The sequence below is a fragment of the Sphingomonas jeddahensis genome (assembly GCF_001981525.1).
GTDB lineage: Bacteria > Pseudomonadota > Alphaproteobacteria > Sphingomonadales > Sphingomonadaceae > Sphingomonas > Sphingomonas jeddahensis.
Genome location: NZ_MPSB01000014.1, coordinates 50,946 through 65,813, shown reverse-complemented (window position 1 = coordinate 65,813; position 14,868 = coordinate 50,946). Strand labels below are relative to the sequence as shown.

Here is a 14,868-nt window from a genome sequence, read left to right as displayed (position 1 = left end):
GCCTCTTGACCACCCCCCCCTCGCCCGTTCGGGCTGAGCCTGCCGACGCCCGTGCCAAACAGCGCTGCGCTTGTGACACGCCCTTCGACAAACTCGGGACGAACGGTGCTATTTATCCGTATCGGGAACCACTTGCCCCTCCCCGCGGTTCGCCGCGCCATGAGCACCGCTAGCAACGCCACCAATTACCCCCTCCTCGCCTCCCCGCAGATCCAGCTGCACGGGCCGGTGAACGAGATGATGTACGCCGCCTTCAAGAATCAGCTCGCCGGCGTCTCATCCGATGGCCCGCTGGTCGTCTCGATCACCACGCTCGGCGGTGACCCGGAAATGGCCCGCGCGATGGGCGATTCCATCCGCCTGCTGCGCGAATATACCGGCCGCGAGACGCTGTTCCTCGGCAAGGTCGCGGTCTATTCTGCCGGCGCGACGTTCATGTCCGCCTTCCCCGCGGACAAGCGCTTCCTCACCCGCGGCACGCGGCTGATGATCCACGAGCGGATCATGAATTCCACGGTGCAGCTCTCCGGTCCCCTCAACACCCTCGCCCCCGTTCTCCTGGCCAAGCTCAACGAGATTCAGGATTCGATCCGCATCCAGGACGAAGGCTTCGCCGCGCTGGTCGAGGGAAGCAGTGTCACGCTCGACGAACTCAAGGCCAAGGCGCCGTCGAACTGGTACATCGAGGCGGAAGAAGCGCGCGATCGCGGCCTGGTGCTCGACCTGATCTGAGCTTTGCGCGCCGACAACCACCGTCACCCCGGCCTTGAGCCTGGTCCCGCTTCTTCTCGGGCCAAGCCCGGGTGACGATTATTACGGGAACCGTGCAGTGTGAGCAAAAGCTTGCAACCACTACCCCGCTCGCCGACAACGACAGCCACAACAACGGCGAGGCGGAATGACCGAAGGCCCCACTCCCGGTCGCAAGCTGGCGATGGCGATCCTCATTGCCATGCTGCTCGCGATCCCGCTCTTCGCCGTCTATCTGCTGGTGTACGATCGGCAGGAGCAATCAAACGCCGCTCGCGCGTCCATCGCTGAGGGCTGGGGCGGGCCGCAGACGATCGCCGGCCCCGTGCTGGTCCTGCCTTACCAGACCGAAGCAACCGAGACCGTCACCGAAGCGGGCAAGCAGGTGGTGCGCACCAATCTCGTCTGGCGCGAACTGACCCTCTCGCCTCAAGTGGCCGACCTGAAAACCGATCTCACTCCCGAACGCCGCCGCCGCTCGATCTACGAAGCGGTGCTGTTCGAAGCGCGGGCCAGCGGCACCGCGCGTTTCGCCCTGCCCGCCGATCTCGCCCGCTTCGGCATCACGCCCGATCGCCTTGCTTATGATCGCGCCGAACTCCGCTTCGGCCTCAAGGACGCGCGCGGCCTGTTCGGCCAGCCACCCGAGGTGATTGCGGAGGGCCGCCGCCTCGTGCTCCAGCCGGGCAAGGGATCGCCAGCGACCAACAATTCCGGCTTCTTCACCTGGCTCGACGCCGGCGCGATCCGCACGAGGCCGATGGCGGTGAGCTTCCGCTACGCCTTCCGCGGCAACGGCTGGCTCGCGCTCGCCCCGCAGGCCGGTGACACGCGTTGGCAAGTCACGTCGAAATGGCCGCACCCCAGCTTCCAGGGGGGCTTCCTGCCCACGGCACAGCGCATCTCGGACCAGGGCTTTACCGCGACCTGGCGCGTCGGCAATCTCGCGCTCGGCCGCAGCCTCGTGTCCTCGGGCGAGGTGGTGCCCGAATCCAATCCCACCGTCAGCGACCGTTACGCCACCGCCAGCCCCGCCGGCGATTACGAGGCGCGGGTCGACCTGATCTCCCCGGTCGATCTTTACAGCCAGGTCAACCGCTCGGTGAAATACGGTTTCCTGTTCATCGGCTTCACCTTCATGGCATTCCTGATGTTCGACGTGATCGCCGGCGTGCGGGTCGCGATGGTCGAATATCTTCTCGTCGGCGCCGGGCTGGTGCTCTTTTTCGTGATGCTGCTCGCCTTTGCGGAGGTAATCGGCTTCGCGACCGCCTATATAGTGGCAGCGGCGGCGATCATCGGCCTGCTGGCGGCCTATTCGGCGGCGGTCCTTCGCAGCTGGCGTCGCGGTGGCTATATCGCGGCGCTGCTCGCGGCTTTGTACGGCGTGCTCTACGTCCTGCTCAGCCTCGAGGCTTATTCTCTGCTCATCGGTTCGCTGCTTCTGTTTGCGGCACTGGCCGGTGTTATGTATCTGACGCGCAACCTCGACTGGAGCGGACTCCGTTCCCAGTCCTCAACCGACTGAAGCGGGACCTAAAAATGGCCGAATTCACCCTGCCGGCGAACAGCAAGATCAAGGGCGGTCGCAAGATCGCCTCGCCCGAGCCCGGCGGGACGATGCGCAACTTCAAGATCTATCGCTACGATCCCGATAGTGGCGAGAACCCGCGCTACGACACGTTCGAGCTGAACCTCGACGAATGCGGCCCGATGGTCCTGGACGCGCTGATCAAGATCAAGGGCGAGCAGGACTCGACGCTCACCTTCCGCCGCTCGTGCCGCGAAGGCATCTGCGGCTCCTGCTCGATGAACATCGACGGCAAGAACGGCCTCGCCTGCACCACCGCGATCGAGGACGTGAAGGGCGAGGTGAAGATCACCCCGCTGCCGGCGATGGACGTGATCAAGGATCTCGTCCCCGACTTCACCCACTTCTACGCGCAATATGCCTCGATCCAGCCGTGGCTGAAGACGGTCACCCCGCCGCCCGCCGGCAAGGAGCGCCTTCAGTCGCCGGAAGACCGCGCCAAGCTCGACGGCCTTTACGAGTGCATCCTGTGCGCCTGCTGCTCGACCTCGTGCCCGAGCTATTGGTGGAACTCGGACAAGTTCCTCGGCCCGGCGATCCTGCTCCAGGCGTACCGCTGGCTCGCCGACAGCCGCGACGAGATGACCGGCGAGCGGCTCAACGAGCTCGAGGATCCGTTCCGCCTGTATCGCTGCCACACGATCATGAACTGCGCCAACGCCTGTCCCAAGGGCCTCTCGCCCGCCAAGGCGATCGCCGAGATTAAGAAGATGGAAGTCGAACGCGTCGTCTGAGGCGCGGGTTGGCTTCGGTTCTATATTCTTCGTCACCCCGGCCTTGAGCCGGGGTCCCGCTGCCTTCCCCGACGGAAGAAGAAGCGGGACCCCGGATCAAGTCCGGGGTGACGTCTTAAAGGGTGCTAAGATGCCCAGTTGCTGGAGAGGATGCTGGTGGAAGAACCCAAGCCCGAGTTCCACTACGAGGATCATCCAGACCATCCCTGCTGGAAGCGCTGGGGCCTCAAGAACTCGGATCGCTATAACACCTTCCTCGGCGACATGATGGTCCGCGTCGAGGACGGCACCTGCCGCGTCCGCATGCTTCCTGAGCGGCGCCACTCCAACCTCGGCAACAACGTCCACGGCGGCGCGATGCTCGGCTTCATCGATGTCGCGCTGTTCGCCGCCGCGCGCAGCTTCGGCCTGATCGAGGCCGGCACCGCCGTGACGCTCGATCTCAACACCCACTTCATCGGCGCCGGCACGATCGGCGAGCTGCTGGAAGCCAGGGTCGAGCTGCTCCGCGAAACCGGCCGGCTCCTATTCATGCGCGGGCTGGTGATGCAGGACGACGACCCGGTCGCCGAATTCTCCGGCACGATCCGCAAGCCGACGAAGCGGTAGGCCCACCGCCGTTCGCGCTGAGCTTGTCGAAGCGCTGCCCTTTCTTCTAACCGCACACCTGAAGAAGAAAGGCAGGGCTTCGACAGGCTCAGCCCGAACGGAGTGTACCGTGGCCGCAGTCCTACAAGCCTACGAATCCCTCATCACAGCCGGCGAACTGCGCCCGGACCCCGAGCAAGCCGCCGCCGCCGCCCGCCTGGACGCACTCGCCCGCGAACTCGAGAACCCCAAAACCACCGGCTTCTTCCGCAAGAAGGTGATCCTGCCGCGCGGCATCTACATGTGGGGCGATGTCGGCCGCGGCAAATCCATGCTGATGGACCTGTTCTACGCCAACGTGACCGTCGCGCAGAAACGCCGCGTCCACTTCGGCGAGTTCATGCTGGAGGTGCACGAACGCATCGCTGCGGAGCGCCGCAAGGAAGCGGGCGACCCGATCCTCCCCATCGCCGCCGCGCTCGCCGAAGAGGCCCGCCTGCTCGCCTTTGACGAAATGATCGTCAACAACTCCCCCGATGCGATGATCCTCTCGCGCCTGTTCACCGCGATGATCGAGGCCGGCGTCACCGTCGTCACCACCAGCAACCGCGTGCCGACTGACCTTTACAAGAACGGCCTCAATCGCGAGCACTTCCTCCCCTTCATCGGCCTCATCGAACAGCGGCTCGAGGTCCTCGCGCTCAACGGCCCGGTCGACTACCGCCGCGACCGTCTCGGTCAGCAGGACACTTGGCTCGTCCCCAACGGCCCGGAAGCAACCCAGCAGCTCTCCGCCGCCTTCTTCCGCCTCACCGACTATCCGCCCGAGGACCGCGGGCACGTCCCCAGCGAAGAACTCGTCGTGCAAGGCCGCGCGCTCCGCGTCCCCAAGTCATTGAAGGGCGTCGCGGTGTTCAGCTTCAAGAAGCTGTGCGGCGAAGCACGCGGCAGCGCCGACTATCTCGCCATCGCCCGCCGCTTTCACACCGTGATCCTCGTCGGCATCCCAATCCTCGGCCCGGAGAACCGCAACGAGGCCGCGCGCTTCGTCAGCCTCATCGACGCACTGTACGAGCACAAGGTGAAGCTGCTCGCCGCAGCCGACGCCCAGCCCGACGCGCTCTACCCGACTGGCGACGGCCGCTTCGAATTCCAGCGCACGGTCAGCCGGCTCGAAGAGATGCGCTCCGAAGACTATCTCGCTCAGGGTCACGGCACCGCCTGACCCGTTATTGCTATTGCGATAGATTATCGATTAAAAGGTTGATCTCCGGCCTTTAGTGGGTTGCCCTCCCCGCCCGAAGGGCGTACCCGACCTCTCCAATCACACCCAAACTTTACGGAAAGGGGATTGGATGGCCCGCAAGAAGATCGCGCTGATCGGCGCCGGGAATATCGGCGGCACGCTTGCGCACCTCGCGGCCCTCAAGGGCCTCGGCGACATCGTGCTGTTCGACGTGGTGGAAGGCGTGCCGCAGGGCAAGGCGCTTGACCTGTCGCAGTGCGGCCCGGTCGAGGGCTTTGACGCAACCATCAAGGGCTCCAACGATTACGCCGACATCGCGGGCGCGGACGTGATCATCGTCACCGCCGGTGTCGCCCGCAAGCCGGGCATGAGCCGTGACGACCTGCTCGGCATCAACTTGAAGGTGATGAAGGCCGTCGGCGAGGGCATCAAGGCCAATGCGCCGGACGCGTTCGTGATCTGCATCACCAACCCGCTCGACGCCATGGTATGGGCGCTGCGCGAATTCTCCGGCCTGCCGCACAACAAGGTCGTCGGTATGGCCGGCGTGCTGGACTCCGCCCGCTTCAGCCACTTCCTCGCTGAAGAGTTCAAGGTGTCGGTCAAGGACGTCAACACCTTCGTGCTCGGCGGCCACGGCGACACGATGGTGCCGGTGCTTGAATATTCCACAGTCTCGGGCATCCCCGTCGCCGACCTCATCGAGATGGGCTTCTCCACCCGTGAGAAGGTCGACGAGATCATCAAGCGCACCCGCGGCGGCGGCGGCGAGATCGTCGCGTTGCTCAAGACCGGCTCGGCTTACTACGCCCCGGCGACCAGCGGCATCGCAATGGCCGAGGCTTATCTCTACGACCAGAAGCGCATCCTGCCCGCCGCAGCGCACCTCACCGGCCAATATGGCATCGACGATCTCTACGTCGGCGTGCCCGTCGTGATCGGCGCCGGCGGCGTCGAGAAGGTGGTCGAGGTCAAGCTGTCGGACGAAGCCAAGGGCAACCTCCAGGTGTCGGTCGACGCCGTCAAGGAACTGCTCGTCGCCTGCAAGGGCATCGACGAGAGCCTCGCGTAACGAGATCCGGTAGACTGTTCCCCAGCGAAGGCCGCGGCCCAGTTGGGAGACCTCTACGGTGGAGAAAGCCGGCTTCGTCTACATCATGGCAAGCCAGCGTAACGGAACGATTTACATCGGGGTAACCAGCAATCTCGCCAAGCGGGTCTGGGAACATCGGAACGGGATCGTGCCCGGCTTCACCACGAAATATCGCTGTCATCATCTCGTCTGGTACGAGGTGCATGACAGCATTGAAGCCGCACAGCAGCGCGAGCTGCAGATGAAGGAGTGGAAGCGGAACTGGAAACTGCGGGAGATCGAAGGGTTCAATCCCGATTGGAACGACCTTTACGAGCGCATCGCATAACCATGACCGCTTTCCCAACTGGGCCCCGGCCTTCGCCGGGGAACGGTGACAGCCAGTCTACGGAGACGACATGAGCATTCTCGTCGACAAGAATACCAAGGTCATCACGCAGGGCATGACCGGCAACACCGGCAGCTTCCACACCGAAGCCGCGCTGGCCTATGGCACGCAGATGGTCGCCGGCGTCACGCCGGGCAAGGGCGGTGGCACCCACCTCGGCCTGCCGCTGTTCGACACTGTCGCCGAAGCCGTGACCAAGACCGGCGCCGATGCGTCGGTGATCTACGTCCCGCCGCCCTTTGCCGCGGACTCGATCCTCGAGGCGATCGACGCGCAGGTCCCGCTGATCGTCTGCATCACCGAAGGCATCCCGGTGCTCGACATGGTGCGCGTCAAGCGCTCGCTCTCGGGTTCCAAGTCGCGCCTCATTGGCCCGAACTGCCCGGGCGTGCTGACGCCGGGTGAGTGCAAGATCGGCATCATGCCCGGCAACATCTTCAAGAAGGGCTCGGTTGGCGTCGTCTCGCGCTCGGGCACGCTGACCTATGAGGCGGTGTTCCAGACGTCGAACGCCGGCCTTGGCCAGACCACCGCGGTCGGCATCGGCGGCGATCCCGTCAACGGCACCAACTTCATCGACGTGCTCGAGCTGTTCCTCGCCGACGACGCGACCGAGTCGATCATCATGATCGGCGAGATTGGTGGCTCGGCCGAGGAAGAAGCGGCGCAGTTCCTCCGCGACGAGGCGAAGCGCGGCCGCAAGAAGCCGATGGCGGGCTTCATCGCTGGCCGCACGGCGCCTCCGGGCCGTCGCATGGGCCATGCCGGTGCGATCGTCTCGGGCGGCCAGGGCGGCGCCGAGGACAAGATCGCGGCGATGGAAGCCGCCGGCATCAAGGTCGCGGCGTCCCCCAGTGAACTCGGCTCCACGCTGCTGTCGGTGCTGGGCAAGTGAAGTAACTTCCTCTCCCCTGTCCAGGGGAGAGGATACGAAGCCTAGGCAACTCGTTGCCTAGGCGAAGTTGGAGAGGGGTCGAGCGAGCCGCAGGCTCGCACGGTTTCGAGCGAAACCACCCCTTTCTAGCTACGACGGAGGCCATGTGGGCCTGCGTCCGCGCAACCCTCGCCTCCGTGCCGGAGGAGAGAGGGAGTGGAGTTGGCAATGGGCTACGAAGGTCAGGATTTCTCGGACATCGCAGGCGGCGTGTCGCCCGCGTTCATCGAAGCGCTCTACACGCGCTTCAAGGCCTCGCCCGACAGTGTCGAGCCGGGCTGGCGCGGCTTCTTCGAAGGGCTGGAAGGCAGCGCCTCGGGGCCGAGCTGGCAGAGCAAGCGCTGGCCGCTGACCACCACCGACGATCTGACCGCTGCGCTTGACCCGACGCAGATGGAGCCCGCGCCCAAGCCGGCCAAGGGTGGCAAGCCCGCCCCTGCCCCGGCTGCGGCAGCTCCCGCGCCGTCGCAGGACGAGATCCTCCGCGCCGCCGGTGACTCGATCCGCGCGCAGCTGCTGGTGCGCACCTATCGCGTCCGCGGCCACCTTGCCGCCAACCTCGATCCGCTCGGGCTCAACACCATTCGTGAGCTGCCGGCCGACCTCAAGACCGAATATCACGGCTTCACCGACGCCGGTATCGATCGGCCGGTCTACATGGGCGGCACGATGGGCCTGCAGTGGACCACGATCCGCGAGCTCGTCGACATCCTGCGCGCGAACTACTGCGGGAACGTCGGCCTCGAATATATGCACATCGCCGACGTGGAGGAGCGCCGCTTCCTTCAGGACCGCATGGAGGGCAAGGACAAGGCGATCGAGTTCACGCCTCAGGGCAAGAAGGCGATCCTCAACAAGGTCATCGAGGCCGAGCAGTGGGAGAAGTTCCTCGGCCGCAAGTACGTCGGCACGAAGCGCTTCGGCCTTGACGGCGGTGAAGCGATGATCCCGGCGCTCGAAAGCGTCATCAAGTACGGCGGTGCGGCGGGCGTCAACGACATCGTCTTCGGCATGGCGCACCGCGGGCGCCTGAACGTGCTTGCCAACGTCATGGGCAAGCCGCTGCGCGTGATTTTCCACGAATTCGCCGGCGGTTCGGCGAACCCCGACGATATCGGCGGATCGGGTGACGTGAAATACCACCTCGGCACCTCCACCGATCGCGAGTTCGACGGGATCAAGGTCCATATGTCGCTCGTCGCTAACCCGTCGCACCTTGAAGCGGCGGATCCGGTGGTGCTCGGCAAGGTCCGCGCCATCCAGACGATCGCCAAGGATCTCGACGATCATTGCAAGTCGCTGCCCGTGCTGATCCATGGCGACGCGGCCTTCGCCGGCCAGGGCATCGTCTGGGAGTGCCTCGGCTTCTCGGGCATCCGCGGGTACAACACCGGTGGCTGCGTCCATTTCGTCATCAACAACCAGATCGGCTTCACGACGAGCCCGCAGTTCGCGCGCTCCTCGCCTTATCCGTCGGACGTCGCCAAGGGCGTTCAGGCGCCGGTCTTCCACGTCAACGGCGACGATCCCGAGGCGGTGACCTTTGCCACCAAGATGGCGATTGAGTTCCGCCAGAAGTTCCACCGCGATGTCGTGATCGACATGTGGTGCTATCGTCGCTTCGGCCACAACGAGGGCGACGAGCCCGGCTTCACCCAGCCGCTGATGTACAAGGCGATCCGCAACCATCCGCCGGTCAGCGAGATCTACGGCAAGCGCCTTGTCGAGCAAGGCGTCGTCGATCAGGCGTGGATGGACGATAACGTCAAGCAGTTCACCACCTTGCTCGAAGGCGAGTTCGAGGCTGGCGCGAGCTACAAGCCGAACAAGGCGGATTGGTTCGCGGGGCGCTGGTCGGGCCTGTCGGCACCGGCCGATGCCGAAACGGCGCGGCGCAGCTACGACACCGGCATCGAGCAGAAGCTGTTCGATTCGATCGGCCGCACGCTGACCACCGTTCCCGAGGATCTCGCGATCCACAAGACGCTGGCCCGGGTCATCGACGCCAAGCGCAACATGTTCGCCACCGGTGAGAACTTCGACTGGGCGACCGGCGAGGCCCTGGCCTTCGGCTCGCTGCTGTCGGAAGGCTTCGGCGTCCGTCTTTCGGGCCAGGATTCGGGCCGCGGCACGTTCTCGCAGCGTCACGCCGTCTGGGTCGATCAGAACACCGAGAAGCGCTACGTTCCGCTGTGGAGCGTAGAGCACGGCCAGTTTGAGGTGCTCGACAGCCCGCTTTCCGAATATGGCGTGCTCGGTTTCGAATATGGGTACGCGCTCGCCGATCCAAAGACGTTGGTGCTTTGGGAGGCGCAGTTCGGTGACTTCGTCAACGGCGCGCAGATCATGATCGACCAGTTCATAGCGAGCGGGGAGGCCAAGTGGCTGCGCGCCAACGGCCTCGTGATGCTGCTGCCGCATGGCTACGAGGGTCAGGGTCCGGAGCATAGCTCGGCACGTCCGGAGCGGTTCCTGCAACTCTGCGCGCAGGACAATATCCAGGTCGCGAACTGCACCACGCCGGCAAACTATTTCCACCTGCTCCGCCGGCAGATGCACCGCAGCTTCCGCAAGCCGCTGATCGTGATGACGCCCAAGTCGCTGCTGCGCCACAAGCTGGCCGTATCGAGCACGGCGGACTTCCTGGGAGATTCGCACTTCCGCCGCATCCTCTCCGATCCGTCCGCGCCAGCAGATGAGGCGACCAAGCGGCTCGTGCTGTGCACCGGCAAGGTTTCCTACGACCTGATGGAAGCGCGCGACGCCGCAGGCGACACCGGCACGCAGATCGTCCGCATCGAGCAGCTCTACCCCTTCCCCACCGAGGCCCTCGCCAAGCGGATCGCGCGCATGCCGAACCTGGAGGACGTGGTCTGGGCGCAGGAAGAGCCGCGCAACAACGGCTATTGGTTCTTCGTCGAACCGTTCATCGAAGAAGCGCTGGGCGAGGCGGGCTGCGCGATCAAGCGGCCGCGCTACGCCGGTCGTGCGGCGGCGGCTTCGCCGGCGACGGGCCTGATGAAGCGGCACCAGGCGGAGCAGGGTGCGTTGATCGCCGACGCGCTCGGCCACAATGTGCGTGAGGAAATCCGCCGTACGCGGTCCGCCGAGACGACCAAGAAGGCCGGCAGCGCGACCGCTTAAGCTCACCGTAGCTGTTCCCCGGCGAAGGCCGGGGTCCAGTTGCGACTCCGATTGTTGTTCACGCGAAGCGCTCTCCACAGGACGCCTCGCAACTGGGCCCCGGCCTTCGCCGGGGAACAAGGGAAGCGAAAAGATGGCAACCGAAGTTCTGGTCCCCACGCTGGGCGAATCGATCACCGAAGCAACGTTGGGCGAATGGCTCAAGCAGCCGGGCGACAAGGTCGCCGCTGACGAGCCGATCGCCAGCCTGGAAACCGACAAGGTGTCGGTCGAGGTGCCCAGCCCGGTCGCAGGCATCATGGGCCAGCATGCCGTGAAGGTCGGTGACACGGTGGAGGTCGGCGCGATGCTCGCGACGGTGGAGGCTGGCGACGGTGCCGCTGCCGCCGCCCCGGCGCCGCAGCCCGCCGCTACCGAGAGCGCGAAGAGCGCCGTACCGGCAGGCGGCGATCAGCCGGCGCCGGCTGCTGGCGGCTACGGCAATCACGGTGCCACCCCAATCGACAGCGACGCACCGGCCGCACTCAGCCCCTCGGTGCGTCGCGCGATGTTGGAGCATGGCGTGGATCCCGCCACGGTAAAGGGCACCGGCCGCGACGGTCGCATCACCAAGGAAGACGTCGCCACCGCCGCGTCGTCGCGCCCGGCAGCTGCGCCCGCCGCCCCCGTTGCGCCGGCCACCCCGTCGGTCGCCGCCTCGACCGGCCGCAAGGAAGAGCGCGTGCGCATGACGCGCCTGCGCCAGACGATCGCCAAGCGCCTCAAGGAAGCGCAAAACACCGCCGCGATGCTGACGACGTTCAACGACGTCGACATGACCGCGGTGATCGAGGCGCGCGCCAAGTACAAGGACCTGTTCGAGAAGAAGCACGGCGTTCGCCTCGGTTTCATGGGCTTCTTCGTGAAGGCGGCGACCATGGCCCTGAAGGACATCCCGTCGGTCAACGCCTCGATCGAGGGCGACGAGATCGTCTATCACGATTATGCCGACATCTCGGTCGCGGTCTCCTCGCCCGGCGGCCTGGTCGTGCCGGTGATACGCGACGCGCAGGACCTGTCGGTCGCGGGCATCGAAAAGACGATCGGCGACTATGGCAAGCGTGCCAAGGAAGGCACGCTCAAGATGGACGAGATGAAGGGCGGCACCTTCACCATCTCGAACGGCGGCGTGTTCGGCTCACTGATGTCCACCCCGATCATCAACCCGCCGCAGTCGGCCGTGCTCGGCCTGCACCGCATCGAGGATCGTCCGGTCGTGGTGAACGGCCAGATCGTCGTCCGCCCGATGATGTACCTCGCGCTCTCCTACGATCACCGCCTGATCGACGGTCGCGAGGCGGTGACCTTCCTCGTCGCGCTCAAGAACGCGATCGAGGATCCGACCCGCATTCTGATCGATCTGTAAGGTTCATCAAGTTAATCATTGTCGCCCCGGGCTTGACCCGGGGTCCCGCTGCCTTCGCTACGTCGAAGAGGAAGCGGGACCCCGGCTCAAGGCCGGGGTGACGTGCATCTGAAATAGAGTGGAGGTTTCGATGCGCCGCCTTCTCCCGCTTCTCGCCTTCGCCCTGGCCACCCCCGCGCTGGCGCAGCAGCAGCCCGCTCCGATCATGGAACCGGGCGCGATCGAGCGGATGAAGCCCGGCGAATATCTCTGGGCGCCGCAGATCGCCCCCGAAGGCCCGGTCACGATGATCGTCAGCCTCAAGACGCAGCGCGCCTATGTCTATCGCAACGGCGTGCCGATCGGCGTCACCACCGTTTCCTCGGGCAAGCCGGGCCACGCCACCCCGACCGGCGTGTTCACGATCCTCCAGAAACGCGTGGATCACCACTCGAACCTCTACAACAACGCCCCCATGCCTTACATGCAGCGCCTGACCTGGGACGGCATCGCGCTTCACGCCGGCTCGCTCCCCGGCTACCCTGCCAGCCACGGCTGCGTCCGCCTGCCGCTCGCCTTCGCCAAGCAGCTGTATGGCGTGACGAAGCTCGGCCTCACGGTCGTCATCACCGACGAAGGACTGGTGCCCGAAGTGGCGCCCGCGTCCAATCCGCTGACGACGCCCGCGCTCGACGGGCACAAGACACCCACCAGCTACAGCTGGAACCCCGAACTCGCCCCCACCGGCCCCGTGTCGATCATCGTCAGCGGCCGTGATCGCCGCATCGTCGTGATGCGCAACGGTAAGCAGATCGGCACCGCCTCGCTCATGCTTGATGAGCCGATCACCACCACCCAGGCGTTCAACCTGCGCGCGATCGACGCGAATGGCGCCCACTGGACCCGCCTGCCGCTTCCCGGCGGCGGCACGAACGCCGGCGGCGAACTCACCGCCGACGAGCGCACCAAGGGCCATGTGCCGGACGCCTTCCGCCAGAAGCTGGAAGCGATCCTCACCCCCGGTGCGACCATGCTGGTGACGCGCGAGACGCTGGCAACCAGCGGCACCGGCAGCAAGCTCGCGGTTCTCGTTACCGACGAGAAATAATCGCTAGCCTCCCTATATAGCGCCGCGAAGCGCGCGTCCTGCGTGCAGGAGTCATCATGCAGCCGATCATCTCGATCAGGGGCCTCGAAAAGACCTACGCCTCCGGCCACCAAGCGCTCAAGGGCGTGGACCTCGACATCAATCGCGGCGAGATCTTCGCGCTGCTCGGCCCCAACGGCGCCGGCAAGACGACGCTGATCGGCGCGATCTGCGGCCTCGTCACCGCCACAGCAGGTACAGTGACGGTGGACGGCCATGACAATGTCCGCGCCTATCGCGAGGCGCGTGCGCGCATCGGCCTCGTCCCGCAGGAACTCAACACCGACGCGTTCGAGCCGGTCGGCGCCACCGTCAGGTTCAGCCGCGGGTTGTTCGGCCGTCCGCCCAACCCGGCGCTGATCGAGCAGCTTCTCCGCGACCTGTCGCTGTGGGACAAGCGCGATGCGATCATCAAGGAACTGTCCGGCGGCATGAAGCGGCGCGTGATGATCGCCAAGGCGCTGGCGCACGAACCCGAGATCCTGTTCCTCGACGAACCCACCGCCGGCGTCGATGTCGAGCTGCGCCGCGACATGTGGAACATGGTGCGCAAGCTGCGCGAGCGCGGCGTCACCATCATCCTCACCACGCATTACATCGAGGAGGCGGAGGAGATGGCCGACCGCATCGGCGTGATCGACGGCGGCCAGCTGATGCTGGTCGAGGAGAAGCACGCGCTGATGAAGAAGCTCGGCCGCAAGGAGCTGACGATCCAGCTCGCCGAGCCGCTAGCCACGATCCCCTTCGAACTGGCCGACTGGAACCTCGAACTGATCGCCGAGAACCGCGAGCTGCGCTACGTCTTCGATCGCCACGCCGAGCGCACCGGCGTCCCGTCGCTGCTGGCGAAATTGCGCGATCTCGGCATCAACTTCTCCGATCTCAACACGCACCAGAGCTCGCTCGAAGAAATCTTCGTCGGCCTCGTTCACGGAAAGCGCGCAGCATGAGCACCGCCCCCCGCTTCAACTGGCAGGGCGTCTGGGCGCTCTACCGCTTCGAGATGCACCGTTTCCGCCGGACGCTCTGGACGGGGCTGGCGGTGCCGGTCATCACCACGTCGCTCTATTTCGTCGTGTTCGGCTCGGCGATCGGTTCGCGCATGACCGAGGTGAGCGACATTCCATACGGCAGCTTCATCGTCCCCGGCCTGATGATGCTGTCCCTGTTCCAGGAAAGCACCTTCAACGGCGCGTTCGGCATCCACATGCCGCGCTTCACCGGCACGATATACGAGCTGCTATCCGCTCCGATGTCGGCATTCGAGACGGTGCTCGGCTATGTCGGCGCCGCCGCGACCAAGGCGATGCTGGTGGCTGCCATCATCCTCGTCACCGCCAACCTCTTCGTCGATGTTCATGTCGAGCATCCGGCGATCATGCTCGCCTATCTCGTGCTCGTCGCCTGCACCTTCTCGCTGTTCGGCTTCGTGCTCGGCATCTGGGCCAAGGGGTTCGAGCAGCTACAGGTCATCCCGCTGCTGATCGTCACCCCCCTCACCTTCCTCGGCGGCGCCTTCTACTCGCTCGACATGCTGCCAGAGCCGTGGCGGACGGTGACGCTGTTCAACCCTATCGCTTACCTCATCAACGGCTTCCGCTGGACCTTCTTCGGCCAGTCCGACGTCTCCCCTCTCGCCAGCCTCGCGGTGACGGCGGCCTTCTTCGCGATATGCCTCACCACAGTCTGGTGGATCTTCCGCACCGGATACCGCCTGAAGAACTAACGCCACCCCGTCCTCCCCATGCAACGCATGGGGAGGGGGACCAGCGAAGCTGGTGGAGGGGAAAGCCGCAAGCGAAGCGCCTCTGACATTCCCCTCACCCCCGCCTGACGGCAGCGGTCCCCCTCCCCATCTTCGATGGGGAG

Annotated in this window: 13 protein-coding genes; all 13 read left to right on the top strand. The window is 65.4% G+C overall.

The annotated features are described in order from the left end of the window. Positions 1-159 precede the first annotated feature (159 nt). The 13 genes from SPHI_RS13150 (at position 160) to SPHI_RS13090 (ending at position 14,725) form a co-directional block, all read left to right on the top strand. Positions 160-732, top strand: coding sequence for a ClpP family protease (locus tag SPHI_RS13150; protein ID WP_076745412.1), 573 nt, complete (start codon positions 160-162; stop codon positions 730-732). A gap of 166 nt (positions 733-898) precedes the next feature. Then, a complete protein-coding gene (gene creD, locus SPHI_RS13145) occupies positions 899-2,278 on the top strand; it encodes a cell envelope integrity protein CreD (RefSeq protein WP_076745411.1) in 1,380 nt (459 codons plus the stop codon). A 14-nt stretch (positions 2,279-2,292) separates the two neighbouring features. Next, complete coding sequence (locus tag SPHI_RS13140) at positions 2,293-3,075, top strand: succinate dehydrogenase iron-sulfur subunit (protein WP_076745410.1); 783 nt, start codon at positions 2,293-2,295, stop codon at positions 3,073-3,075. Positions 3,076-3,225: 150 nt separating this feature from the next. Beyond that, positions 3,226-3,684 carry a PaaI family thioesterase gene (locus SPHI_RS13135; protein ID WP_076745409.1) on the top strand — a complete coding sequence of 153 codons (459 nt, stop codon included), beginning with the start codon at positions 3,226-3,228 and terminating at the stop codon, positions 3,682-3,684. A gap of 109 nt (positions 3,685-3,793) precedes the next feature. Further along, positions 3,794-4,888: a cell division protein ZapE gene (zapE, locus tag SPHI_RS13130; protein WP_076745408.1), complete on the top strand. Its 1,095-nt coding sequence runs from the start codon at positions 3,794-3,796 to the stop codon at positions 4,886-4,888. Positions 4,889-5,018: 130 nt separating this feature from the next. Beyond that, complete coding sequence (gene mdh, locus SPHI_RS13125; protein WP_076745407.1) at positions 5,019-5,981, top strand: malate dehydrogenase; 963 nt, start codon at positions 5,019-5,021, stop codon at positions 5,979-5,981. Between the two features lie 58 nt (positions 5,982-6,039). Continuing rightward, positions 6,040-6,330 carry a GIY-YIG nuclease family protein gene (locus SPHI_RS13120; RefSeq protein WP_076745406.1) on the top strand — a complete coding sequence of 97 codons (291 nt, stop codon included), beginning with the start codon at positions 6,040-6,042 and terminating at the stop codon, positions 6,328-6,330. 70 nt (positions 6,331-6,400) lie between these two features. After that, complete coding sequence (gene sucD, locus SPHI_RS13115) at positions 6,401-7,285, top strand: succinate--CoA ligase subunit alpha (RefSeq protein WP_076745405.1); 885 nt, start codon at positions 6,401-6,403, stop codon at positions 7,283-7,285. A 207-nt stretch (positions 7,286-7,492) separates the two neighbouring features. Beyond that, positions 7,493-10,468 carry a 2-oxoglutarate dehydrogenase E1 component gene (locus tag SPHI_RS13110; protein ID WP_076745404.1) on the top strand — a complete coding sequence of 992 codons (2,976 nt, stop codon included), beginning with the start codon at positions 7,493-7,495 and terminating at the stop codon, positions 10,466-10,468. 133 nt (positions 10,469-10,601) lie between these two features. Then, the gene (gene odhB / locus SPHI_RS13105) at positions 10,602-11,873 is read left to right on the top strand and encodes a 2-oxoglutarate dehydrogenase complex dihydrolipoyllysine-residue succinyltransferase (RefSeq protein WP_076745403.1); all 1,272 of its coding nucleotides are present in this window, start codon (positions 10,602-10,604) and stop codon (positions 11,871-11,873) included. Between the two features lie 130 nt (positions 11,874-12,003). Next, a complete protein-coding gene (locus SPHI_RS13100; protein ID WP_083719993.1) occupies positions 12,004-12,960 on the top strand; it encodes a L,D-transpeptidase in 957 nt (318 codons plus the stop codon). Positions 12,961-13,016: 56 nt separating this feature from the next. Continuing rightward, positions 13,017-13,949 (top strand): ABC transporter ATP-binding protein, encoded by a 933-nt coding sequence (locus tag SPHI_RS13095; RefSeq protein ID WP_076745402.1) that lies wholly within the window; start codon positions 13,017-13,019, stop codon positions 13,947-13,949. Beyond that, positions 13,946-14,725, top strand: a complete 780-nt coding sequence (locus tag SPHI_RS13090; protein ID WP_076745401.1) for an ABC transporter permease — start codon at positions 13,946-13,948, stop codon at positions 14,723-14,725. The genes SPHI_RS13095 and SPHI_RS13090 overlap by 4 nt, the downstream gene beginning before the upstream one ends. Positions 14,726-14,868: the final 143 nt, after the last annotated feature.